This is a genomic window from Streptomyces bullii (assembly GCF_042657145.1).
Classification (GTDB): domain Bacteria; phylum Actinomycetota; class Actinomycetes; order Streptomycetales; family Streptomycetaceae; genus Streptomyces; species Streptomyces bullii.
In genome coordinates this window covers 180,962-202,505 of the sequence record NZ_JBHSNY010000009.1, presented here as the reverse complement: position 1 = coordinate 202,505, position 21,544 = coordinate 180,962, and the positions used below count along the sequence as shown (strand labels likewise).

The 21,544-nt window shown below is 71.3% G+C and carries 21 protein-coding genes; 12 read left to right on the top strand and 9 right to left on the bottom strand.

All coding sequences use genetic code 11. From position 1 onward, the window contains the following. Positions 1-3: 3 nt before the first annotated feature. From ACFPZJ_RS25970 to ACFPZJ_RS25955, 4 genes are read right to left on the bottom strand one after another with little or no spacing between them, the layout of a single operon-like run. Positions 4-1,119: a branched-chain amino acid ABC transporter permease gene (locus ACFPZJ_RS25970; protein WP_381026199.1), complete on the bottom strand. Its 1,116-nt coding sequence runs from the start codon at positions 1,117-1,119 to the stop codon at positions 4-6. Continuing rightward, positions 1,116-1,997, bottom strand: coding sequence for a branched-chain amino acid ABC transporter permease (locus tag ACFPZJ_RS25965; RefSeq protein WP_381026196.1), 882 nt, complete (start codon positions 1,995-1,997; stop codon positions 1,116-1,118). Before ACFPZJ_RS25965 ends, ACFPZJ_RS25970 begins: the two co-directional genes overlap by 4 nt. Positions 1,998-2,002: 5 nt before the next feature. After that, a complete protein-coding gene (locus tag ACFPZJ_RS25960; RefSeq protein WP_381026195.1) occupies positions 2,003-2,794 on the bottom strand; it encodes an ABC transporter ATP-binding protein in 792 nt (263 codons plus the stop codon). Next, a complete protein-coding gene (locus ACFPZJ_RS25955) occupies positions 2,791-3,549 on the bottom strand; it encodes an ABC transporter ATP-binding protein (RefSeq protein ID WP_381026192.1) in 759 nt (252 codons plus the stop codon). The genes ACFPZJ_RS25960 and ACFPZJ_RS25955 overlap by 4 nt, the downstream gene beginning before the upstream one ends. A gap of 187 nt (positions 3,550-3,736) precedes the next feature. On the opposite strand from ACFPZJ_RS25955, the gene ACFPZJ_RS25950 reads away from it, so the two are divergent. From ACFPZJ_RS25950 to ACFPZJ_RS25940, 3 genes are all read left to right on the top strand, one after another. Beyond that, on the top strand, positions 3,737-5,032 hold the full coding sequence (locus ACFPZJ_RS25950; protein WP_381026190.1) for a PucR family transcriptional regulator: 1,296 nt from the start codon (positions 3,737-3,739) through the stop codon (positions 5,030-5,032). Next, positions 5,029-5,727: a TetR/AcrR family transcriptional regulator gene (locus ACFPZJ_RS25945; RefSeq protein WP_381026187.1), complete on the top strand. Its 699-nt coding sequence runs from the start codon at positions 5,029-5,031 to the stop codon at positions 5,725-5,727. The genes ACFPZJ_RS25950 and ACFPZJ_RS25945 overlap by 4 nt, the downstream gene beginning before the upstream one ends. Before the next feature lie 196 nt (positions 5,728-5,923). Next, a complete protein-coding gene (locus tag ACFPZJ_RS25940; protein ID WP_381026184.1) occupies positions 5,924-8,014 on the top strand; it encodes a diguanylate cyclase domain-containing protein in 2,091 nt (696 codons plus the stop codon). A gap of 23 nt (positions 8,015-8,037) precedes the next feature. Here ACFPZJ_RS25940 and ACFPZJ_RS25935 read toward each other — a convergent pair whose 3' ends face one another. From ACFPZJ_RS25935 to ACFPZJ_RS25925, 3 genes are all read right to left on the bottom strand, one after another. Then, the gene (locus tag ACFPZJ_RS25935; RefSeq protein ID WP_381026181.1) at positions 8,038-8,880 is read right to left on the bottom strand and encodes an IclR family transcriptional regulator; all 843 of its coding nucleotides are present in this window, start codon (positions 8,878-8,880) and stop codon (positions 8,038-8,040) included. A gap of 193 nt (positions 8,881-9,073) precedes the next feature. Next, positions 9,074-9,796 carry an MIP/aquaporin family protein gene (locus ACFPZJ_RS25930; RefSeq protein ID WP_381026179.1) on the bottom strand — a complete coding sequence of 241 codons (723 nt, stop codon included), beginning with the start codon at positions 9,794-9,796 and terminating at the stop codon, positions 9,074-9,076. 181 nt (positions 9,797-9,977) lie between these two features. Next, entirely contained in the window at positions 9,978-11,012 is a 1,035-nt protein-coding gene (locus tag ACFPZJ_RS25925; RefSeq protein ID WP_381026176.1) for an NAD(P)-dependent alcohol dehydrogenase, read from the bottom strand. A gap of 376 nt (positions 11,013-11,388) precedes the next feature. On the opposite strand from ACFPZJ_RS25925, the gene ACFPZJ_RS25920 reads away from it, so the two are divergent. Further along, a complete protein-coding gene (locus tag ACFPZJ_RS25920; RefSeq protein WP_381026174.1) occupies positions 11,389-11,721 on the top strand; it encodes a putative quinol monooxygenase in 333 nt (110 codons plus the stop codon). A 150-nt stretch (positions 11,722-11,871) separates the two neighbouring features. On the opposite strand, the gene ACFPZJ_RS25915 is transcribed toward ACFPZJ_RS25920, so the two are convergent. Then, positions 11,872-12,633 (bottom strand): FadR/GntR family transcriptional regulator, encoded by a 762-nt coding sequence (locus ACFPZJ_RS25915; protein WP_381026172.1) that lies wholly within the window; start codon positions 12,631-12,633, stop codon positions 11,872-11,874. A 182-nt stretch (positions 12,634-12,815) separates the two neighbouring features. On the opposite strand from ACFPZJ_RS25915, the gene ACFPZJ_RS25910 reads away from it, so the two are divergent. The 5 genes from ACFPZJ_RS25910 to ACFPZJ_RS25890 are packed head-to-tail and all read left to right on the top strand — an operon-like array spanning position 12,816 to position 18,063. Next, complete coding sequence (locus tag ACFPZJ_RS25910; RefSeq protein WP_381026170.1) at positions 12,816-14,561, top strand: L-lactate permease; 1,746 nt, start codon at positions 12,816-12,818, stop codon at positions 14,559-14,561. A 33-nt stretch (positions 14,562-14,594) separates the two neighbouring features. After that, on the top strand, positions 14,595-15,428 hold the full coding sequence (locus ACFPZJ_RS25905; RefSeq protein ID WP_381026168.1) for a (Fe-S)-binding protein: 834 nt from the start codon (positions 14,595-14,597) through the stop codon (positions 15,426-15,428). Between the two features lie 20 nt (positions 15,429-15,448). Next, positions 15,449-16,870, top strand: a complete 1,422-nt coding sequence (locus ACFPZJ_RS25900) for a LutB/LldF family L-lactate oxidation iron-sulfur protein (RefSeq protein WP_381026674.1) — start codon at positions 15,449-15,451, stop codon at positions 16,868-16,870. Next, positions 16,867-17,583, top strand: a complete 717-nt coding sequence (locus ACFPZJ_RS25895) for a LutC/YkgG family protein (protein WP_381026166.1) — start codon at positions 16,867-16,869, stop codon at positions 17,581-17,583. The genes ACFPZJ_RS25900 and ACFPZJ_RS25895 overlap by 4 nt, the downstream gene beginning before the upstream one ends. Positions 17,584-17,589: 6 nt before the next feature. Beyond that, positions 17,590-18,063, top strand: coding sequence for an ATP-binding protein (locus ACFPZJ_RS25890; protein ID WP_381026163.1), 474 nt, complete (start codon positions 17,590-17,592; stop codon positions 18,061-18,063). A gap of 15 nt (positions 18,064-18,078) precedes the next feature. Here ACFPZJ_RS25890 and ACFPZJ_RS25885 read toward each other — a convergent pair whose 3' ends face one another. After that, positions 18,079-18,834 carry a GbsR/MarR family transcriptional regulator gene (locus ACFPZJ_RS25885; RefSeq protein WP_381026161.1) on the bottom strand — a complete coding sequence of 252 codons (756 nt, stop codon included), beginning with the start codon at positions 18,832-18,834 and terminating at the stop codon, positions 18,079-18,081. A gap of 225 nt (positions 18,835-19,059) precedes the next feature. Between ACFPZJ_RS25885 and ACFPZJ_RS25880 the strand changes: the two genes are divergently transcribed. The 3 genes from ACFPZJ_RS25880 to ACFPZJ_RS25870 are packed head-to-tail and all read left to right on the top strand — an operon-like array spanning position 19,060 to position 21,488. Beyond that, a complete protein-coding gene (locus ACFPZJ_RS25880) occupies positions 19,060-19,731 on the top strand; it encodes a DUF4097 family beta strand repeat-containing protein (protein WP_381026158.1) in 672 nt (223 codons plus the stop codon). Between the two features lie 12 nt (positions 19,732-19,743). Beyond that, on the top strand, positions 19,744-20,700 hold the full coding sequence (locus ACFPZJ_RS25875; protein ID WP_381026156.1) for an ATP-binding cassette domain-containing protein: 957 nt from the start codon (positions 19,744-19,746) through the stop codon (positions 20,698-20,700). Further along, positions 20,697-21,488: an ABC transporter permease gene (locus ACFPZJ_RS25870; RefSeq protein WP_381026154.1), complete on the top strand. Its 792-nt coding sequence runs from the start codon at positions 20,697-20,699 to the stop codon at positions 21,486-21,488. The genes ACFPZJ_RS25875 and ACFPZJ_RS25870 overlap by 4 nt, the downstream gene beginning before the upstream one ends. Positions 21,489-21,544 lie beyond the last annotated feature (56 nt).

Genomic DNA, 21,544 nt, shown 5'->3' with positions numbered 1-21,544 from the left:
GGTTCATTCCTTTTCCGTGCGGGGCGGTGCGCCCACGGTTTCGGCGTCGACAGGGGCGGGGTCCGGTTGTGGTGCGGGGGTCGCGGCGGGTTCGGGGTCGGAGAGGGCCGGCCGGCCGGCGGCGGGGGTGGTGCGGGTCAGGCGACGGGCCGCGGCTGCCCGGAGGCGGCCCGCCAGGCCGGCCAGTCCCGTCGGGGCCACGAACATCACCGCGACGATCAGCAGGCCGAACACCACACCGGGCGCCGCGTCGCTGATGTCCTGGGCCACGCTCGGCACGTACATCACGAACGCCGCCCCCAGCAGCGGCCCGTACAGCGAGGCGAGTCCGCCGACCACCAGGCCGGCCAGCAGCGTGATGGACAGGACGAAGCTGAAGGAGTCGGGCGAGACGAAGCCGATCACCCAGGTGTACACACACCCGGAGACACCCGCGAACAGCGCGCTCCAGGCGAAGGCGAGGGTCTTGTGCAGCGACAGCCGCACGCCCATGACCTCCGCCGCGCTCTCGTTGTCCCGCACGGCGAGCAGGGCCCGGCCGACGCGGGAGCGCAGCAGGTTGCGGGCGAGCAGCAGGGCCGCCGCGGTGACGGCGAGGACGACGAAGTACGTCCACTGGTCCTCGGCCAGCCCGCTCCACGCGGGCGGCTGCAGCTTGTCCACGGTCAGGCCCATGGAGCCGCCGGTGACCGGTTCGAGCCGCTTGAGCAGCGGCGGCAGGAACACCGCGAACGCGAGGGTGACCAGGGCCAGGTACAGTCCGCGCAGCCGCAGTGCGGGCACCCCGAACCCTAGCCCCAGCAGGAAGCAGCCGACGGCCGCCACCGGCAGCGTGGCCAGGTGGCCGGTGTCGTACCGGTCGAGCATGACGGCTGCCGTGTAGGCGCCCGCCGCGAAGAACGCGCCGTGCCCGAGCGAGATCTGCCCGCCGAACCCGACCAGCAGGTTCAGTCCGGCCAGCGCCACGGCGTACAGCAGCACCATCGTCAGCTGGAAGACCTGGAAGGGGGCGAAGTAGAACGGCACGCCGACGGCGACGGCTGCCACGAGCAGCGCTGTCAGGGCGGCCCGCAGACGCCGGGCGCGGTCGGTGGCGAGTGCTGTGGTGATCGTGCTCATGCGCGTTCCACCGCCGTCCGCCCGAACAGGCCCTGGGGCCGGACCAGCAGCACCGCCAGGATGATCACCAGGGGTACGCCCACCTTCAGATCGGCTCCGATCACGTCCACGTACGCCCCGGCGAGCGTCTCGGCGACGCCCACGCACAGGCCGCCGACGACCGCGCCGACCGGGCTGTCGAAGCCCCCGAGGGTGGCCGCGGCAAACGCGTAGATCAGCACCCCGCCCATCATGTTGGGCTCCAGGAACAGCACCGGCGCGACGAGTACGCCCGACACCGCGCCGACCGTCGCGGCCAGTCCCCAGCCGAGCATGAGCACGCGGCCCACCCGGATGCCCGACAGCCGGGCGGAGGCGGGGTTGCACGCGACCGCCCGCATCACCAGGCCGAGGGAGGTGTGCTGGAACAGCAGGTACAGCAGGCCCATCACGACGGCGACCACCACGATGATCCCGAGCGTCGACCAGTCCACGCGCACCCCGGCCAGGTCGATCCCTCCGCCGGGGAACGGCTGTGGGAAGTCCTTCACGGTGAACGACCAGATCAGACCGGCCATCGCGTTGACGAAGATGAACAGCCCCACCGTGACGATGACCACCGTCAGTTCGGGCGCACCCTGGACGGGCCGGATGACAAGCCGCTCGATGAGCATGCCGCCGGCGAACGACACCGCCAGGGTGACCGGCAGCGCCAGCCAGAACGGCATCCCGGACGCCACCAGCTGCCACGCCACGTACGTGGACAGCATGGCGAGCTCACCCTGCGCGAAGTTCACGATCCCGGTGAACCGGTGGATCAGCACCAGGGCCAGCGCCAGGCTGGCGTAGACGGCGCCGGAGCCGATCCCTTCCACGACTTGCTGGAGCGGTTCGCTCACGGCGCTCACCCGCCCTCTCCGGAGCGGACGGAGACACCGAGGTACACCTCGGCGACCTGCCCGTCCTCGCGGATCTTCGCGGCCGGTCCGGACAGCACCAGGCGGCCGGCCTCCAGTACGTGCGCCCGGTGCGCGACATCCAGCGCGAGCTGGGCGTTCTGCTCGACGACGACCACGGTGGTGCGTTCCTCCTCATTGACGGCACGGATGATCTCGAACAGCTCGCGCGTGACCATCGGCGCGAGGCCCAGGGACGGTTCGTCCAGCAGCAGCAGCGCGGGCCGCAGCATCAGCGCCCTGCCGATCGCGAGCATCTGCTGCTCGCCGCCGCTGAGGCTGCCCGCGGCCTGGCGGGAGCGCCGGCGCAGCTTGGGGAAGTAGCCGTAGACGCGTTCCAGGTCGGTGGCCACGGCAGCGCGTTCGGCACGGCCCCGGCGCAGGTGGGCGCCGACGCGCAGGTTCTCCTCGACGGTCAGGTCGTTGAAGGTGCCGCGGCCCTCGGGCACGTGCGCGACGCCGAGCCGGGCGGCCTGCTCGGGCGCGCGGCCCAGCAGTTCCGCACCGTTCAGCCGCACCGAGCCGCGGCCGCGGACCATGCCGCACAGCGCCCGCAGCGTGGTGGTCTTGCCCGCGCCGTTGGGTCCGAGGACCGCGCACACCTCGCCGCGCGCGACGGAGAAGTCCAGCCCCTGGAGCACCTGGGCCTGGCCGTATCCGGCGTGCAGGCCGGACACGGTCAGGAAGTCGGGCTGTGCCGTCTCCTGCGTCCCGGTGCGGTCGGTGGTCGGCTCGCTCATGCCGCCACTCCCAGGTACGCCTCGATGACGGCCGGGTCGCGCTGGATGTCCTCCGGCGGGCCCTCGGCGATCTTGCTTCCGAAGTCGAGGCACACCACCTTGTCGCACAGGTCCATCACGAACCCCATGTGGTGTTCCACCACCACGAGCGTGAGGTCGAAGTCCTGGCGCACCTCCCGGACCAGATCCGCGAATTGGCCGACCTCGCCGTGGCTGAGGCCGTTGACGGGTTCGTCGAGGAGCAGCAGCCGGGGGCGTACCGCGAGCGCCCGCGCGAGTTCGACGCGTTTGAGGGTGCCGAACGGCAGCCCGGAGGCGGGATGGCCGGCGACGTCCGCCAGGTCGAGTCGTCGCAGCAGTGCGTCCGCCCGGTCACGCAGTTCCGCCTCCTCCCGCCGGACGCGGGGCAGCCGGAGCGCCGCGGCGAGGTGTCCGGTGCGTCCCCGGCTGTGGGCGCCGACCATGACGTTCTCCCGGACCGTGAGCCGCGGGAAGAGTCCGAGGTTCTGGAAGGTGCGGGCGATGCCGCGCGCGGCCACGGCGTGCGGCGGGAGGGCGAGCAGGTCCTCGCCGTCGAACCGCACCGTCCCCGCCTGGGGGGTGCAGCGCCTGGTGAGGCAGTTGAACAGGGTGGTCTTGCCGGCTCCGTTCGGTCCGATGAGCCCCACGGCGGTGCCCTGCTCGACGGAGAACCCGACACCGTCCAGTGCCGTGATCCCGCCGAAGCGCACGCTGATACCGTCGACCACGAGCATGAGTGACGCCCCTTCCGAGGTGCTGGGGGGTGGGCGAGCGTCACAGTAGGTGGGGGCCTTCCGGGCGCACATTGGGTGCGAGCACCCAACTTCACGGTCACCGCTTTGTGCGCCACGCCCAGTTCAGCCAACCCCTCCCCCACCGGGCCTGTTGACGGGACACCAGCGGGCGGCGACGATCTGCGCCATGCCTCGTGGTCCCGCCTTGGGCACCCCCGCACTCTCCGATCCGCTCGTCCGGGAGCGGCACCGGATCCTGCACGCCGTCCAGGACCGGCTGGAGGACGTGGCCAGGACCGCCGTGGCGGTGATGCGCACGGAGATCCCGTCGTACGCGCTGCAGGACGAGCGGTTCTTCGACGACGTCCGGGACCAGGTGCTCACGCACTACCGGATGCAGTTGGCTGCGCTGGCCGACGACCGGAACATCGCCCCGGAGGACCTGGTGTTCAGCCGCGCGGCAGCCATGCGCAGAGCACGCGCGGGGTTCGCCCTGGAGGACTGGATCAGCGCCTTCCGGGTCGGCCGCCAGGTGCTGTGGGACGCGCTGCTGGACTGCGCGGGCACGTCCGCCGAGGCGCAGCAGGCCGCGCTGTCCCTCGTCACTCCGCTGATGCGGTACGTCGACTACGCCAGCACCCACGCCGCGCAGGCTTATGTCGAGTACCAGCAGCACGTGGTGGCGGACGCGGACCGGGAGCGCCGGGACCTGCTGGACCAGCTCCTGGCGGGCGCGGCACCGACGCGCGGTCCGCTGCTCGCCGCGGCACAGGCGTACGGCATCGGGCCGCACTCGCCGATGATGGCGGTGGTGGCCGTGTGCGTCGGCGACACCCGCACCGGCGACCCGACGTCGGCCGAGCACGGTTACGCGGCCAGCGCGTCCCTCAGCGTCGCCGGGCCGTGGGCCGGCCGCACCCTGGTCGTCGTACGCCACGACGAGGTGGTGGCCGTGCCCGTGGTCCGCACCGGCATGGACGCGGAGGACATCTGCGCCCACTTCGAGGCCGTGCAGGGGCGGCTGGCGCGGGAGGGAACCGGGCTCGCCATGGGGATCAGCACCGTCGCCCAGGGCGCGAGGGAACTGCCGCGCGCCTACGAGGAGGCACGGGCCGCCCTCGACCTGGTGCCGGGCGGAGGCGGGGTGGCGGCGCTGCCGCGCCTGTCGCCGTTCGACTATCTGGCGCTGCGCGCCGACGACCTCGCCCGCCAGCTGGTCGATCCCCGGGTGCGTGCGCTGCTGGCGGAGGACCGTCGGCGTGGCGACACGCTGGCGGCCACCATCCGGGCCTTCGCGGAGGCGGATCTCAACCTGCGGCTGGCCGCCGACCGGCTGCGGGTGCACCACAACACGGCGCACTACCGGTTGCGCAGGATCGAGGAACGCACCGGGCGCAATCCGCGCCGGATCGCCGACCTTCTGGAACTGCTGGTCGCCCTCGCCATCCGCGACGGCGCCGGGGAAGGTGAGGACGGACAGTGAGCGGCATCATGGAGCCGACCGGCACGGAGCCGGCAGGTCAGTGCCCGGACCGGCCGTCGCGTACGGGCACTGACCTGCCGGACGGACAGTCGCGTACGGGCCTGCCGGACGGGCCTGCCGAGCCCTACGGCTCGGTTCGGCACGCCCTGCTGGACGCCGCGCTGGAGGTCTTCACCGCACGCGGTTACGCCGACGCCGGCCTCGCCGAGATCGCGACACGCTCCTGCCTCCCGCTGGGCAGCCTGTTCCAGCACTACGGCGGAAAGCGAGGGCTGTACCTCGCCTTGTGGGAGGAGTTCCGGGAGGAGCAGGAGCGCCGGACCGCGGCCACGCTGGCCGCCGAGCGTGGCGGTGGCGTGGACGATCCCATCGTCCTCTTCGTGGCCGGAGCCAGGGCGTACCTGGAGGGCGCCTGGGACAACCGGCGGCTCGCCCGGCTCTTCGCGGAGGACGACGGCCCGGGCGGCTTCGACACGCTGCGCCGCCAGTGGGACCGCGCGTGGGTACGGCGCAACGCCCGTCTCCTGGAAGTGGACGAGAAGCGACGCGCCGGCCGGGTCCGGGTGAGAGTGCTGACCACCGTCATCGGCGGCGCGGCGCGGGAACTGGGCGACTGCGCCGACGAGGCGGAGGCCCGGCAGATCGTGGACGAGGTGTGCGGCATCCTCACCCACCTGTCGACGCCGCCCCGCTGAGCCGTGGGACGACGACCCACGACGACCTCTCGGCGGGCGCACCACGTCAGCACACAGGATCTTGTCCCTTTATCAGGTGAACTCGCCGGTATTCTTTGAGTCAGCGCCCTTGATCCTTCTACCCTCTCATCGGACACAAGTAGTCCGGACACGGGGGCTTGCCCCGGTTTGGTCTCGATGACCGTCGGGGGTTCTCGTGACGCACGGGCGGGCTGGCTGCCGGGGCGCGGTGCGCGCCGTACTGGTCGGCTGGTCAGGGACACAACATAGGTGGGGCAGGACGCTGGGCCTGGCCTGCCTGTTCGCCACCGCCGTCGTGGCGGGTGCGACGGCTGCTCTGTTCACGCCGGCCGCCGTGGGCGTACCGGCCGCGCACGGCCTGGCCGCGCTGTCCCTTCTCGCACGCGCCAGGAAGGCCGCCGCGCAGCTGCGTCTTCGGTTCGTCCTTCTCGCGGTGTCGGTGGCAGCAGGCGGGCTCCACCATCTGATGATCAGTCAGTTCCCGCCCCCGCCCGAGGAGTCCACCGACGGCCCGTACTCGGTCCTGCAGTTGCTGGCGGGCACCGGAATCGGCCTCTGCCTGGTGCTGGGGGTCGCCGGGCTGGTCGTCGCGGCCGCGCACGGCGGCACCAACCTGATCTCGCTGCGGCGCGTCCTGGACGGATGGATGATCGCCGGTTCCCTGCTCACGCTGGGCTGGGTACTGCTGCTGCACCGTGCCGACCGAGACGGCGACGCGTTCGGTTCGTTGCAGGATCTCGCACGCGTGGTGACGGACATCCTCGTCTTCGGGCTCATGGTGGCCCTCCGCTTCAGCATGAAGCGCACGGAGCGGACAGCGACCACGGTGGGCGCCCTCGCCCTCGTCGTGTTGACGGCGAGCGACATGCTGCGCATCCTCCTGCCCGCCCCCGGCACCTGGTGGGGGATTCCCTGCGCGGCGGCCTGCTCGATCACCGGCCTGCTCCTCGCCGCCGTCGCCCCGTGGCTGCCCGGAGGCGCCAGCGCCATGGACGTCGACCAGCGGACCGTGCCCGTCATCGGAGTCGTCGCCGCCTTCGTCCCGGTGGCCGTCTGCGCTCTCGCCCTGACGGCCCACACCATGGTCGGCGGCGACACCGACATGGTGCTGTTGCTTCTGGCAGGCTCGCTGCTCGTCGCGCTGGGCACCCGGCAGGGCGTCATCCACGCCGACCAACTGCGCATCACCCGCGAGGCCACGCGCCGGGAGGAGCACTACCGCGCCCTCGTCGACGGCACCCGCGACGTGATCACCGTCGTCAGCCTGGACGGCCGGGTGCTGTTCGCCAGCCCGGCTTCCTATGCCGTGTTCGGCTACCGGGCCGAGGACCTCACGGGCAGCACCCTCCCCCTGCACTGCCACCCGGACGACGTGACGTCGCTGATGCAGGCCCTCCACGAGATGCGGCAGGAAGCGGCGTCAGGCCAGCGCGGTCCGGGCCGCAGCGTGTCCTGCCGGGTCCGGCACGCCGACGGGCGTTGGCGCCACGTCGAATCGACGGTCAGCCACCACTCCCAAGGAGTGATCTTCGTCAGCCGCGATGTGACCGACCAGGTCGCCCAACAGGCGCAACTGGAACGCCTCGCCTTCCACGACGCGCTCACCGGACTGCCCAACCGCGCCCTCTTCGCCGACCGCGTCGCGCACGCCCTGCGCAAGCGGACCACCGACACGGCCCCGCCGGCGGTGCTCTTCATCGACCTGGACGGCTTCAAGGCCGTCAACGACTCGGCCGGACACGCGGCCGGCGACGCACTCCTGGTGCACGCCGCACGCCGGCTCCAGGCGTCCGTACGAGCGGAGGACACCGTGGCCCGCCTCGGCGGTGACGAGTTCGCCGCTCTCCTCGAGGGAGAGGCGGGAACGCACCCCCCACGCGCACGGGAGGTCGCCGAACGCCTGCTGTCCGCCCTGACGAAGCCCTACCGGATCGCCGACGAGGACGCGTTCGTCTCGGCCTCCATCGGCATTTCCGTAGCCCGTCCGGGAGTCACGCCGGAGGAACTGCTGCACCAGGCGGACCAGGCGATGTACGAGGCAAAGAGAGCAGGCAAGGGCCGTATCCGCACGCACACTCCGCACCGCGGTGAGACCGGCCAGGGCAGGCCGACCGGGGCACGGCCCACGACCATCCCCCTCCAGGCGTCGGCCGAGCACGAGGCGCAGGGTGCGCCGCCGGACCATCGAGGCGATCGCCACGACCAGCCACCGGCGCAGATCCGGGTGCCTGCCGCCGGCCCGTGCAGTCCGGACGGGGACCACTGACGGACCGCGGTCCCGTGACGGTTCTACCCGCGGCTGCCTGGCCTTCTCGGTCTCGCTGCCGCGTCGTGCTGCTCCGGGACGCCGGCGATCAGACGAGAAACGCGGGCCGCGCCGGCGCTGACGGCGTCCTTGAGCTTCCTGTGCCGCTGTTCGAACAGTTCCACCGGTACGGACGTGGCCAGAGCACCGGCCACCGTGCCGCCTGCATCGAACACGGGAGCAGCCAAACAGGACAGCCCTCCCTGGAACTCTCCCACCTCCACGGCCACGCCGGAGGTACGCACCATTGCCAGATGGTCCTCCAGGACGTCGGGGGTGGTGATGGTGCGCTCGGTGAGCCGGGGCAGTCCCTGCTGCCGCAGATGGTCCCGGCGCCGCTCGGCCGGCAGCCACGACAGCATGACCTTGCCGAAGGCCGTGGCGTGCGGAGCCTGGTGAAAGCCGACGTCCAGTGGCTCCGCCCGCCGCGCCGAGGGCGAGTCCACGACTTCCGCCACGACGATCTCCTCGTCGCGGAACACGGTGAAGTACGCGGCGGCGGCGCACTCGTCGTGAATGCGGTGGAGGACACTCAGCACGCCGGGGGTCACCTCCAGCTGCTGACTCAGGCGCCGGTGCAGGCCGGTGAGCTTGTAACCCAGGCCGTAGCCGCGGGACTGGTGCAGCCTGACCAGGTAGCCCTCGTACACCAGGGTGTTCAGCAGCCGGTACGTCGTCGGAAGGGGGAGGCCCGCGCGCCGGGCGACGGCCTTGGCGGTGATGCCGTCACCGCCGGCCGCGACCGCCTCGAGCACCCTGAGCGCGCGGCGGACCGATCCGAGCAGGTCGGCGGTCCCGGCGGCGAACGTCTCGGTGCCGTGCATCATGTGCCTCCTGCGCGGCGTGGGGAAGCCGGTCGCGTCGCACGGTGAGGGGCCGCCGGGTGGCCGGCTCCGGCTCCAGCTCCAGCTCCAGCTCCAGCGGAACCTACCTTGTGACCGGCCACGGGCGAGCGGTCCCCGGCCGTGCCGGACGGGCCGGTCCGGCCTTCGAGCGCGAGGACTGCCTGGCGTGGGACGGTCATGCGGCGATGGTACGCAACCGGTTCATCGTCACGTACAGCCGACCGGCCAGCAGACCACCGACCAACTGCGCCACGAGATACACGGGCAGCTGGGACCAGTCCACCGGCCCTCCGGCCGGACCGGACACCAGCAGGGGGCCCAGGGTCCGTGCGGGGTTGAGCGCCGCTCCGGTGACCGGGCCGACGGCGACCGCTATGGCGAAGACCGCGAATCCGATGGGCAGCCCGGCAAAGCCGCCCGGGGCCCGCTGGTCGACGACCCCGAAGACGACGAAGACCAGGATGAAGGTGCCCAGCGCCTCCGCGAGGAACGCCTGGGACGCGGAGGTGGGAGGGGCGTACGAGGCGACTCCCAGACCCAGGTGCACCGCGCGGCTGCCGAGCACGGCGACGACGGCGCCGGCACCGGCCACCGCTCCGGCGCATTGGGCCAGGATGTATCCCGTCACCTCACGCCCGGGCATCCGGCCCGTGGCCGCCAGCGCCAGTGTGACGGCCGGATTGATATGACAGCCCGAAACATGGCCTATCGCGAACACCGCAGCCACCACCGCCATGGCGAAGGTGAACGCGATGACACCGAGGTCGGCCATGGTGAAACTGGTCTTCCCGATTTCCTGCAGCATGAGAGTGGCGGGAATCGACCCCACCCCGAGAAAGACAAGGATGGCGGTGCCCAGGAACTCGGCGAGCAACCGCTGGGCATATGTGTTCTCCATGTTCTCTGTCATGGTTTTTCGCCGGAGGTCGCGGCCCCCAACTCCTTTTCACTGTGTGACGGTGGGCGTTTTCCGGCCCGGCGCGCGGAACTCCCGGCCTGCGGGCGCGTGCGGGGGCGTCCCCGGGGCCGCGCCGGGGCAGTGCCCGGCACGGCGCCTCGCGGATGCGATGGGGCGGTTGTCACCGGGCTCCGGGCACGAGGATGGCGCGGCCCTGCAGCCGGCCCTGCTGGAGATCGTCCATGGCGTCGTTCACCGCATCGAGCGGATACGTCGTGGTGTGCAGGCGCACCTTTCCCTGGGCCGCGAGCGTCATCAGGTCGTCGAGGTCGTTGTAGCTGCCGACGAGGTTCCCGATGACGTTGATCTCGTTCGAGATGATGTCGATGGTCGGAACGTGGACGTGCCCTCCGTATCCGACGACGAAATAGGAACCGGCCCTGCGCAGCATGGCGACGCCCTGGGCCTCGGTGCCACGCTCGCCCACGAAGTCGATGACGACATGGGCGCCCTGACCGGCCGTGATCTCCCGCACCGCGGCCACCGGGTCGCCGTCGGCGCGCACGGTGTGGTGGGCGCCCAGGCTCCTGGCGAGCTCCAGGGCCGCTTCGGAGGTGTCCACCACGACGATCTCGGCGGCGGTCATGGCCACCAGGGCCTGAATGCCGATGTGGCCGAGGCCGCCGGCGCCGATGGCGACGACATGGGCGCCGGGGTAGAGCAGCGGTACCGCCTTGCGTACGGCGTGATAGGCGGTCAGGCCCGCGTCGGCCAGCGCCGCCACGCCGGCGGGGAGGAGACCGGGGGCGAGCTTGACGCACGAGCGTGCGCTGGTGAGCATCAGCTCGGCCATGCCGCCGTCGCAGTCGATGCCCGGGAAGGCGCTGTTCGCGCAGTGCACGTCATCGCCCGAGCGGCATGCGCGGCACAGGCCGCACGTCATCAGGGGGTGAATGATCACCGGATCACCGACCGCCACATGGGTCACGCCGGAACCGATTTCCCGCACCCATCCGGCATTCTCATGGCCCAAGGTGTACGGCAGCGACACCTGTGACTTTTCCTGCCACTGCCCCTCGATGACATGGAGGTCGGTTCGGCACAGTCCGGCGCCGCCGATTTCCACGATGACGTCCTGCGCCGAGGTGATCCTGGGCTCCGGAACCTCTTCCACGACGGGCCGCTGATGATACCGGTGCACACGCACTGCCTTCATAAACACTCCTTGTGACGGAATCCCGAATGCGGGGCGAGGAGATCGTCATGTGCCCGTAACCGCACGGTCAACCGGACGGCATGGTGCAAGTTTCCACCTGTCGAGAAAACAGACAGCTGTAATGAGCAACGAGGTTTCACCCCAAAGCAGGCACCGCCAGGATCCGCGCGGACCGCCGACCACCGGTTGACGCCATACGATCTCGTCACTGCCGGTTCCTGATCGCCGCACCCGGGCCGACGACGCGCCGGCCACGAGCCGACCACCGCGTCCGGCCTGCCGGCCCGGCTGCCCCGGCCGGCCCGCGTCCGGACGGGGCGGCGCGGGCGGCCAAGGCACCGGAAGACGACAAGCGTTCCAGGAGAGAGGAAGACCGATGATCTTCATCACCGCCAAGTTTCGCGTCCGGCCCGAACAGGCCGACCAGTGGCCGGACATCACCGCCGACTTCACCGAGGCCACACGCCAGGAGCCCGGCTGCCTGTGGTTCGAGTGGTCGCGCAGCATCGCGGACCCGACGGAGTACGTCCTGGTCGAGGCCTTCCGCGACGACGAGGCAGGGGCTGCCCACGTGCAGTCGGCGCACTTCGAGGCAGCGCAGCAGAAGCTGCCGCCGCATCTCGTCGAGACACCCCGCATCGTGAACGCGAACATTCCACAGGACGACTGGTCGCTGCTGGGCGAGATGGCGGTTCCCGAGCAGGCGTAACAGGTTGCTCGGAACAGGCGTGACAGTTTCTTCTACCCGCCGACGTCCACGGCGGGCCACGCTGCCGGCGTTGCCGCCGGGCCCGAACACCTGCGCCGCAGCGCTCACGGCGCCGACCCGCGCATCGGAGCGCGGCAGGGGAGCGCTCCCTCAGCGCGCGGAGGTGGGGGCGTCCGGCCTGTCGAGGACCGTCTGGACGACGTCGTGGTGGAACCCGCGCACATGCGCTTCCACGAGGTTCCCGGCCGACTCGGCGTCACCGGCCTCGATGGCGTCGTAGATCCTGTGGTGCTCCGCGCGCAGTCTGGCCGCGATCTTCTCCCAGTTCTCGATCTTGTTGAACGCCGTGAGGAGGGTGTGCCGCACCGCGTTGCGCACGGCGACCGTCATGTCCGCCATGAGCCGGTTGCCCCCGGCCTCCGCGATCGCGACGTGGAACGCGGTGTCGTAGTCGTTGAAGGCTTCGCGCGGCAGGCCCACCTCGTCCATGCGCGTCAGCGGCTCACGCATGGGCTCCAGATCGACCTCGGCGACTCGGCCGGCGGCGAGGCGGGCGCTCGCACGCTCCAGGGTGGCCCGGGCCTCGATGACGTCGTCCAGAGGCAGGTTGGCCAGGGCGATGTGCAGCCGGAGCAGCTGGGTGAGGCCCTCGTCCGGCATGGCGGCGATCACGCTGCCCGACGACGGTCCGGTGCCCACGCGAGAGCGCAGCACACCCTGGGCCTCCAGGACGCGCAGCGCCTCACGCACCGCGGCCCGGCTCACCCCGAGCATCTCCACCAGCTCCCGCTCGGGCGGCAGCCGGTCACCGACCCGCAGGTTGCCCGCGAGGATCTGTTCCTCGATCCGGGCGAGGACCAGCTCGAAGGTGCGCGAACGCGGCACCGGCTCCCAGCCCGTCGACTCAGCCACGGACAGCCCCTTCTGCGTACGACCCGGCGATGTGCGGACATCTGATCATAGCTTGGCAGGCCTGCAGATTGGTCCGACCAAGAAAGAACTTCCACTCCGGGCATGGACAAGCCGCTGTGAGGCTGCTTAGCGTGGAAAGTCCAACGCATGGTCTGACCATAGCCACATAGCAAAGGTCTCTCATGTACCAGCCTGATCTCTCCCCTCTCGGCAACAGCCTCGCTCTGTCCTCCCTGGTCGCCGCCCTCCCCCTGCTGACGCTGTTCGTACTCCTCGGTGGCCTGCGGATGAAGGCGCACTGGGCCGGCCTCGGCTCGCTCGCCGTCGCCGTCCTCGTCGCCGTGACCGCCTATGGCATGCCCGCGGACCTCGCCCTGCTGTCGGCGGGCGAGGGAGCTGCCTTCGGGCTGTTCCCGATCATGTGGATCGTCCTCACGGCCATCTGGGTCTACCAGCTGACCGTGGTCAGCGGCCGGTTCGAGGACCTGCGCGGCGCCTTCGGACTGATCAGCGCCGACCCACGGGTGCAAGCCATCATCATCGCGTTCTGCTTCGGCGGCCTGCTGGAGGCGCTGGCGGGATTCGGAGCTCCGGTGGCGATCACCGGCGTCATGCTCATGGGACTGGGTTTCGCCCCGGTACGGGCCGCCCTGACCGTGCTGGTCGCCAACACGGCCCCCGTCGCGTTCGGCGCGATCGCCATCCCGATCATCACCGCGGGGAACCTCACGAAGATCCCGTACACCGACATCGGCGCCTACGTGGGCCGGCAGACTCCCCTGATCGCCCTCTTCGTACCCCTGATGCTCGTCGCGCTGGTCGACGGCCGCCGGGGGCTGCGCCAGACCTGGCCGGTCGCCCTGGTGTGCGGCGCGGTGTTCGGCTTCGCGCAGTTCGTCAGCGCCAACTACCTGTCGGTGGAGCTCACCGACATCGTCGCGTCCCTCGCCGGACTCGCCTCCGTCGTCCTCTTCCTGCGGGTGTGGCAGCCCCGGGGCGGCGAGCAGGCCCTCGCTGACCTGCGAGAGCCGACGGAAGGCGGGACGGCCGGAGCACCGGGAGACGACGGCCCGACCGACGCCGCCTCGCCGGGGCTGCGGTCCCACGGCACGCCCGGCAACGAGGACCGGCACGCCGCCACGCGTACCCGTCCGGCACCGGGGGGCAACCGACCGCGCATGGCGGGCTCCCGGATCCTGATGGCCTTCCTGCCCTACCTGGTCGTCATCGCCGTGTTCTCGCTCGCCAAGCTGTGGTCGCCCGCCAAGGAGTTCCTCGCCGCAACCGACATGAAGATCAGCTGGCCGGGGCTGGACGGGCAGGTCCTGACCGCGGCCGGGAAGGTCTCGACCACCACCGTGTACACCTTCCCCTGGCTTTCCTCTCCCGGAACCCTGCTGCTGCTCTCGGGCCTCGTGGTCGCCGCCGTCTACCGAGTGTCCCCCGCATCGGCGGCACGGGAGTTCGTGGCCACCGTGGTGAAGCTGCGCTGGGCCCTGCTGACCGTGGCCGCCGTCCTCGCCCTCGCCTACGTGATGAACCTGTCCGGACAGACCATCACCATCGGCACGTGGATCGCCGGAGCCGGCGCGGCCTTCGCGTTCCTCTCCCCCGTCCTCGGCTGGCTGGGCACCGCCGTCACCGGATCCGACACCTCCGCCAACGCGCTGTTCGCGACCCTGCAGCAGGCCGCCGCGCACGAGGCGGATCTCGACCCCACCCTGCTCGTCGCGGCCAACACCTCCGGCGGTGTCGTCGGGAAGATGATCAGCCCGCAGAACCTCACCATCGCCGCCACCGCCGTCGGCCTGGCCGGCCAGGAATCCGTGCTCTTCCGGGCGGCGATCAAGTGGAGCCTGCTGCTCCTGCTGGCCCTGTGCCTGCTGGTGTTCCTGCAGTCCAACGCCCTCGCCTGGATGCTGCCCTAGCAGCCGCACCCCGTCCGAACACCGGAGGAACCCATGCGGATCGCGCTCTTCATCACCTGCCTGACCGACACCCTGTTCCCGACGACCGGCCGGGCGGTGGTGACGCTGCTGGAGCGGCTCGGCTGCGAAGTCGACTTCCCGAGGGAACAGACCTGCTGCGGGCAGATGCACTTCAACACCGGCTACCGGCGCGCGTGTGTCCCCCTCGTACGACGCTTCAGCGAGGTGTTCGCCGACTGCGACGCCGTCGTCACCCCGTCCGGCTCCTGTGCCGCGATGGTTCGCGAGCACCACGGACGGGTGGCCGAAGCGGCGGGCGATGCCCGGCTGTCCGCGGCGGTCCGGCACGCCCCGCACGTGTACGAGCTGTCGGAGTTCCTCGTCGACGTGCTCGGCGTCACCGATGTCGGCGCGTACTTCCCGCACCGGGTCACCTACCACCCGACGTGCCACTCGCTGCGCATGCTGGGCGTCGGCGACCGGCCGCTGGCCCTGCTGCGTGCGGTACGAGGCATGCAACTGGTCGAACTGCCCGCGGCCGGCCAGTGCTGCGGCTTCGGCGGCACCTTCGCGCTGAAGAACGCCGACACCTCGGTGGCCATGGCCGCGGACAAGGTGCGGCATGTCCTGGACACCGGCGCGGAGGTGCTGTGCGCCGGCGACAACTCCTGCCTGATGCACATCGGCGGCATGCTGTCCCGGCTGCGCGCCGGTGTCCGCACCCTGCACCTCGCCGAGATCCTCGCGTCCACCGAGGGCTCCCCGACACCGGTCGGCATCCACCTGCCGGCCGCCGCCGCGCCCCCTCCCGTCTCCCGGGACCGCACCGCGGACCGGCCCGGCATCGAAAGGACGAGGACCCCGTGAAGGACACGACGTTCCTGGGCATGCCGGCGTTCCCGGACGCCGCGCGCAGCGCCCTGGCCGACACCCAATTGCGACGCAACCTCGCGCACGCCACCGGCACCATCCGTGCCCGGCGGGCCTCCGCCGTGGCCGAGCTGGACGACTGGGAGCGGCTGCGGGAGGCGGGCCGCGCCGTCAAGGAGCGCACCCTGCGCCATCTCGACCGTCACTTGGTGCAGTTGGAGGAGAAGGTGACGGCGGCGGGCGGGCAGGTGCACTGGGCGCGTGACGCCGAGGAGGCGAACCGCATCGTCGTGGACCTCGTACGGGCCACCGGCGAGCGGGAGGTCGTCAAGGTCAAGTCGATGGTCACCCAGGAGATCGGGCTGAACGACGCACTGGCCGACGCCGGTATCGCCGCGTTCGAGACGGATCTGGCCGAGCTGATCGTGCAGCTCGGCGAGGACCGCCCCTCGCACATCCTGGTGCCCGCCATTCACCGCAACCGGGCGGAGATAAGGGAGATCTTCCTGCGGTCGATGGGGGCGTACGGCACTCCCGCGCCCGCCGACCTCGACGACGACCCCCGACGGCTGGCGGAGGCGGCCCGGCGGCACCTTCGGGAGAAGTTCCTGCGCGCGAAGGTGGCCGTCTCGGGCGTCAACTTCCTGGTGGCCGAGACCGGAACGGCGGTCGTGGTCGAGTCGGAGGGCAACGGGCGGATGTGCCTGACGCTGCCCGAGACGCTCATCTCGGTCGCCGGGATCGAAAAGGTCGTTCCGGCATGGCGGGACCTGGAGGTCTTCCTCCAGCTGCTGCCCCGCTCCTCCACCGGGGAGCGGATGAACCCGTACACCTCCACCTGGACCGGCACGCGGGCCGCCGACGGACCCCGCGCCTTCCATCTGGTCCTCCTCGACGGCGGACGGACCGAGACACTCGCCGACCCGGTCGGCCGGCAAGCGCTGCACTGCATCCGCTGTTCCGCCTGTCTGAACGTCTGCCCCGTCTACGAACGGGTCGGCGGCCACGCCTACGGCTCGGTCTATCCCGGCCCGATCGGTGCCGTCCTCAGCCCCCAGTTGCGGGGGACCGCCTCGGAGGTGGACCGCTCCCTGCCCTACGCCTCCTCGCTGTGCGGAGCGTGCTACGAGGCCTGCCCCGTGAAGATCGACATTCCGGAGCTGCTGGTCCATCTGCGCGCCCGGGTCGTCGACAGCGAGCGCGGACGGCTCGTCCCCGCTCCCGAACGCCTGGGGATGGCGGTCGCACGGTGGGTGCTTGCCGCCCCGTCGCGGCTCGCCGCCGCCCAGCGCGCCGGTGCCCTGGCCGCGCGGCTGGTGACGCGCCGGGACCGCCTGGGCCGGCTGCCCGGCCCGCTGTCCCGCTGGACCGACGCCCGCGACGCCCCGGTGCCGGCCAACGAGAGCTTCCGCGCCTGGTGGAGGAGGACCCACCGATGACCGTACGTCGGGAACAGGCGCGGCCGGACGCGCGGAGCGAGGTACTGCTCCGGATCAGGCACGCGCTGCGGGACGTGCCCGGGGACGAGCGCGCCGAGGACATCCCGGTCCCTCGGGACTACTCTCACGGCGGGATGCCACCGCCGGGGTCGCCGAGGACCGTGGATCTTCTGGCCGAACGGCTGGCGGACTACGGGGCGTCGGTGCGGCTGGTTTCCGAGGAGGAGGTGGCCGCCCTGGTCGCTCGATCCGTCGGCGGCCGTGGCTCCGTGGTGGTGCCGGAGGGTTTCCCGCCCGCCTGGCGGTCGGCGCTCCACTGCGAGCGGGTCCTGACGGACGTCCCCCTCCTGCCCGTCGCCGAACTCGACCGGGTCGGCGCGGTGGTGACGACCGTGGCCGTCGCCATCGCCGCCACCGGAACGCTCGTGCTGGACGGAGGGCCGGGACAGGGCCGCCGTGCGCTGACCCTCGTACCCGACGTCCACGTGTGCGTGGTACGGGCCGACCAGGTGGTGGCCTCGGTACCGGAGGCTCTGGCCCGCCTGGATCCGGCGCGGCCGCTGACGTTCGTTTCCGGGCCGTCGGCCACCAGCGACATCGAACTCGACCGAGTGGAAGGGGTGCACGGGCCCCGGAGGCTGGACGCGCTCATCGTGTCCGACACCTCCTTGAGCCCCGACCCCGGAAACTCCGCGCTGCAAGCAGGGAGTTGACCGATCATGCCGGCCCTCCGGCAAGGACCGAACCAGCGCGGGGGCCCGAGTGCGCGGGACGCCTTGTCCCACCCCCGGGACGCCACGGCGTACGCCTGCTGCACGCTGCCCGCCGAGACGCAGGCGGCCGCACGCGCCAGGGCGTTCACCCGGGCCCGGCTGGCCCAGTGGGAGATGAGCGGCGCGGTGGAGGAGACGGCGGGCCTGGTCGTCTCCGAGCTCGTCACCAACGCCGTCCGGCACAGCGGCTCCCCCCAGGCCACCCTGCGGTTGGCCCGCTGCCCGTCACACCTGTGGATCGAGGTCCGCGACACCGGCGTGTGGCGAGCACCGGCCGACCCCGAGTACGACGACGCCGCCGAGGGCGGCCGGGGCCTGTGGCTGGTGGAGGTACTGGCCGAGCGCTACGGGGTCCACCGCGCACCTGACGGTACGTGCGTCTGGGCCCTGATAGGCCGCACCTCGCAGCCCGGCCTGTGAACCGGACCGGCCTGTCTATCCGCGCTCAGAACTGGGCGTGGCAGGGCCGCCTGACGTCGTGTCGGCGCTCGTGTAGAGGATGTCGCGGGCCTGCTCCGCCGCGCGGGTGAGGCTCTCGGTGACGAAGTCGACGAAGCGGGCGATGCCCTCGAGGCGGATGGCGGCCGGGGTGTCGGGGCCGAGGATGCGGACGCCCTGCCGTGCGGTCTCGGCGAGCTGGGCGCTGGACCGGGCGGCGGCGATCATCGACTGGTAGAAGACGTCGCTGTCGACGACGTAGCGCTCGCGGCGGCGTTCGTCGCGTTCCCTGCTGATGAGGCCCTGGCTTTCGAGGAACGTGACCGCCTTGGAGACGGACGCCCGGCTCACCTGGAGACGCTGGACGAGTTCGGACGCGGTGAGACTGCCCGCGTCGGTGGTGTAGAGGCAGGTCAGCACCCGGGCCGTCATCTTGGGCAGGCCCTGTTGCATGAGGAGGGTGGTGAACGCCTCCTCGTACTCGCGCACGGCCTCGGTGTCGCGCCCGTGGCCCTGCGCGGGCGTCCCCGGCCCCTGGGGCTGGGCCTGCCTGCGGCGGCGGGCGCGGCGTTCGCTGGCGCGGTGGGCCAGGTCGGCTCGGTAGGCGGTGGGGCCGCCGTTGCGCATCACCTCACGTGTGATCGTCGAGGTGGGGCGGTCGAGACGTCTGGCGATCTCCGCGTAGGCGAGGCCGTCGGCCAGCCCCAGCGCGATCTGCTGGCGTTCCTGCTGGGTGAGCCTGCCTCCCGGCATCACCGTTCTCCCTTCCCGCCACTTGAGGCTTCACCATAGCGTTCACTCCCACTCCATTGCAACGAAAGCAGCCCCTTCATTGCGTTACGTTCAGACCCATTGCAACGATTTCTCTGCCTTCACCTGCGCTGATAACCACTGTATGCAACGACTGTATTGAAGCGTTCCTGAATGCAACGTAGCGTTTCCGCCATCAGAAACGATCCGCAGACAGGAGAAGCAATCATGCACCGGTTCGACACCCCCGCCCCGGTCTCCGCCCTCCTGGACGTCCCCGCGGGGCGCGTCCGGTTCATCGCCGCCGAGCGGGCCGACACCACGGTCGAGGTCCTGCCCGCGGACGCCTCCCGGTGCCGCGACGTGAAGGCGGCGGAGCAGACCACGGTCGAGTACGGCGGCGGCGTCCTGCGGATCGAGGCGCCGGCCGAGAAGAACCGGATCCTCGGTCCTTCCGGAGCCGTCGAGGTCACCGTTCAACTGCCCGTCGGCTCCCGCGTCGAGGCGAAGGCGGTCGCCGCCGAGTTCCGCGGCGTCGGACGGCTCGGGGACGTCGCCTTCGGAGACGGCTACCGGGCGGTCAAGCTCGACGAGGCCGCGAGCGCCCGCCTCACCGTCCTCGACGGCGACGTCTCGGTCGGCCGACTGAGCGGCCCCGCGGAGATCAGCACCCAGAGGGGCGACATCCAGATCACCGAGGCCGTGCGCGGCACGGTCACCTTGCGCGCCGAGCAGGGCGACATCTCGGTCGGCGCCGCCCACGGAGTCTCCGCCTCCCTGGACGCCAGCACCGGCTACGGCCGGATCCACAACGCGCTCAGGAACACCGACGGCGGCGCCGCCGGCCTGAACATCCGCGCGACCACCTCCCACGGCGACATCACCGCCCGCGGCCTGTAAGGAGCACCCCTCATGACCAAGTTGGCCATCGCGGCGAACGGACTGCGCAAGTCCCACGGCGACAAGGTCGTCCTCGACGGTGTCGACCTGGCCGTCCCCGCAGGAACGATCTTCTCCCTGCTCGGCCCGAACGGTGCCGGCAAGACCACTGCCGTGAAGATCCTCTCCACCCTGATCGGTGCCGATGACGGCGTGATCCACGTCGGCGGCCACGACCTGGCCGCCGATCCCCAGGCGGTGCGCGCCGCGATCGGTGTCACCGGGCAGTTCTCCGCCGTAGACGGCCTGATCACCGGCGAGGAGAACATGCTCCTGATGGCGGACCTGCACCACCTCTCCCGCAGTGAGGGGCGGCGCACCGCCGCCGAACTGCTGGAGCGCTTCGACCTTGTGGAGGCGGCGAAGAAGCCCGCCTCCACCTACTCCGGCGGCATGAAGCGCCGCCTGGACATCGCCATGACCCTGGTCGGCAACCCGCGGATCATCTTCCTCGACGAGCCGACCACCGGCCTCGACCCGCGTTCCCGGCACACCATGTGGCAGATCATCCGCGACCTGGTCACGGGCGGCGTCACCGTCTTCCTCACCACGCAGTACCTGGAGGAGGCCGACGAGCTCGCCGACCGTATCGCGGTGCTCGACGACGGCAGGATCGCCGCCGAGGGCAGCGCCGAGGAGCTCAAGCGGCTCATCCCCGGCGGACACGTCCGGCTCCGCTTCACCGACCCGGCCGCCTACAACAGCGCCGCCTCCGCGCTGCGCGAGGCCTCCCGGGACGACGAATCCCTCGCCCTGCAGATCCCCAGCGGAGGCAGCCAGCGCGAGCTGCGCTCCCTCCTCGACCTGCTGGACTCGGCCGGCATCGAGGCGGACGAGCTGACCGTGCACACCCCCGACCTCGACGACGTGTTCTTCGCCCTGACCGGCGGCTCCGCCCCGCCGAACCAGCCCAAGGAGGCTGTCCGATGAGCTCCCTCTCCCTCGCCGTACGCGACTCGGCCACGATGCTGCGCCGCAACCTCCTGCACGCGCGGCGCTACCCGTCCCTCACCCTGAACCTGCTGCTGACCCCGATCATGCTGCTGTTGCTCTTCGTCTACGTCTTCGGCGACACGATGAGCTCGGGCATCAGCGGCGGCGGTCCCGACCGCTCCGCCTACATCGCGTATGTCGTCCCGGGCTTACTGCTGATGACCATCGGCAGCACCGTGGTCGGGACCGCGGTGTCCGTCTCCAACGACATGAGCGAGGGCATCATCGCCCGCTTCCGCACGATGGCGATCCACCGCCCGTCGGTGCTCGTCGGGCATGTCGTCGGCAGCGTGCTCCAGTCGGTCCTGAGCGTGGTCCTGGTGGGCGCCGTGGCCTTGGCCATCGGCTTCCGGTCCACGGACGCGACCGCGTCGGAGTGGCTGGCGGCGTTCGGGCTGCTCGTGCTCTTCGCCCTGGCGCTCACCTGGATCGCGGTCGGCATGGGTCTGGTCAGCCCGAACGCCGAGGCCGCCAGCAACAACGCGATGCCGCTGATCCTGCTGCCGCTGCTCTCCAGCGCCTTCACCCCGGTCGACTCCATGCCCGGTTGGTTCCAGCCGATCGCCGAGTACCAGCCGTTCACGCCCGCCATCGAGACCCTGCGGGGCCTGCTGCTGGGCAGCGAGATCGGGCACAACGGGTGGCTGGCCGTCGTCTGGTGCCTGGGGCTCGCGGTGCTCGGCTGCTTCTGGTCGACCTCGAACTTCAACCGCGACCCGAAGTAGCCGCCATGACGGGGCGGGCGGCCTTCCTCCCGCACCTCGTCCGCCCCGGGGCGGCG

Coding starts and splice junctions, on each gene's coding strand:
- ACFPZJ_RS25970 (WP_381026199.1), bottom strand. CDS start 1,119: ATGAGCACGATCACCACAGCACTCGCCACCGACCGCGCCCGGCGTCTG.
- ACFPZJ_RS25960 (WP_381026195.1), bottom strand. CDS start 2,794: ATGAGCGAGCCGACCACCGACCGCACCGGGACGCAGGAGACGGCACAG.
- ACFPZJ_RS25955 (WP_381026192.1), bottom strand. CDS start 3,549: ATGCTCGTGGTCGACGGTATCAGCGTGCGCTTCGGCGGGATCACGGCA.
- ACFPZJ_RS25950 (WP_381026190.1), top strand. CDS start 3,737: ATGCCTCGTGGTCCCGCCTTGGGCACCCCCGCACTCTCCGATCCGCTC.
- ACFPZJ_RS25935 (WP_381026181.1), bottom strand. CDS start 8,880: ATGATGCACGGCACCGAGACGTTCGCCGCCGGGACCGCCGACCTGCTC.
- ACFPZJ_RS25930 (WP_381026179.1), bottom strand. CDS start 9,796: ATGGAGAACACATATGCCCAGCGGTTGCTCGCCGAGTTCCTGGGCACC.
- ACFPZJ_RS25925 (WP_381026176.1), bottom strand. CDS start 11,012: ATGAAGGCAGTGCGTGTGCACCGGTATCATCAGCGGCCCGTCGTGGAA.
- ACFPZJ_RS25920 (WP_381026174.1), top strand. CDS start 11,389: ATGATCTTCATCACCGCCAAGTTTCGCGTCCGGCCCGAACAGGCCGAC.
- ACFPZJ_RS25910 (WP_381026170.1), top strand. CDS start 12,816: ATGTACCAGCCTGATCTCTCCCCTCTCGGCAACAGCCTCGCTCTGTCC.
- ACFPZJ_RS25905 (WP_381026168.1), top strand. CDS start 14,595: ATGCGGATCGCGCTCTTCATCACCTGCCTGACCGACACCCTGTTCCCG.
- ACFPZJ_RS25900 (WP_381026674.1), top strand. CDS start 15,449: ATGCCGGCGTTCCCGGACGCCGCGCGCAGCGCCCTGGCCGACACCCAA.
- ACFPZJ_RS25895 (WP_381026166.1), top strand. CDS start 16,867: ATGACCGTACGTCGGGAACAGGCGCGGCCGGACGCGCGGAGCGAGGTA.
- ACFPZJ_RS25890 (WP_381026163.1), top strand. CDS start 17,590: ATGCCGGCCCTCCGGCAAGGACCGAACCAGCGCGGGGGCCCGAGTGCG.
- ACFPZJ_RS25885 (WP_381026161.1), bottom strand. CDS start 18,834: ATGCCGGGAGGCAGGCTCACCCAGCAGGAACGCCAGCAGATCGCGCTG.
- ACFPZJ_RS25880 (WP_381026158.1), top strand. CDS start 19,060: ATGCACCGGTTCGACACCCCCGCCCCGGTCTCCGCCCTCCTGGACGTC.
- ACFPZJ_RS25875 (WP_381026156.1), top strand. CDS start 19,744: ATGACCAAGTTGGCCATCGCGGCGAACGGACTGCGCAAGTCCCACGGC.
- ACFPZJ_RS25870 (WP_381026154.1), top strand. CDS start 20,697: ATGAGCTCCCTCTCCCTCGCCGTACGCGACTCGGCCACGATGCTGCGC.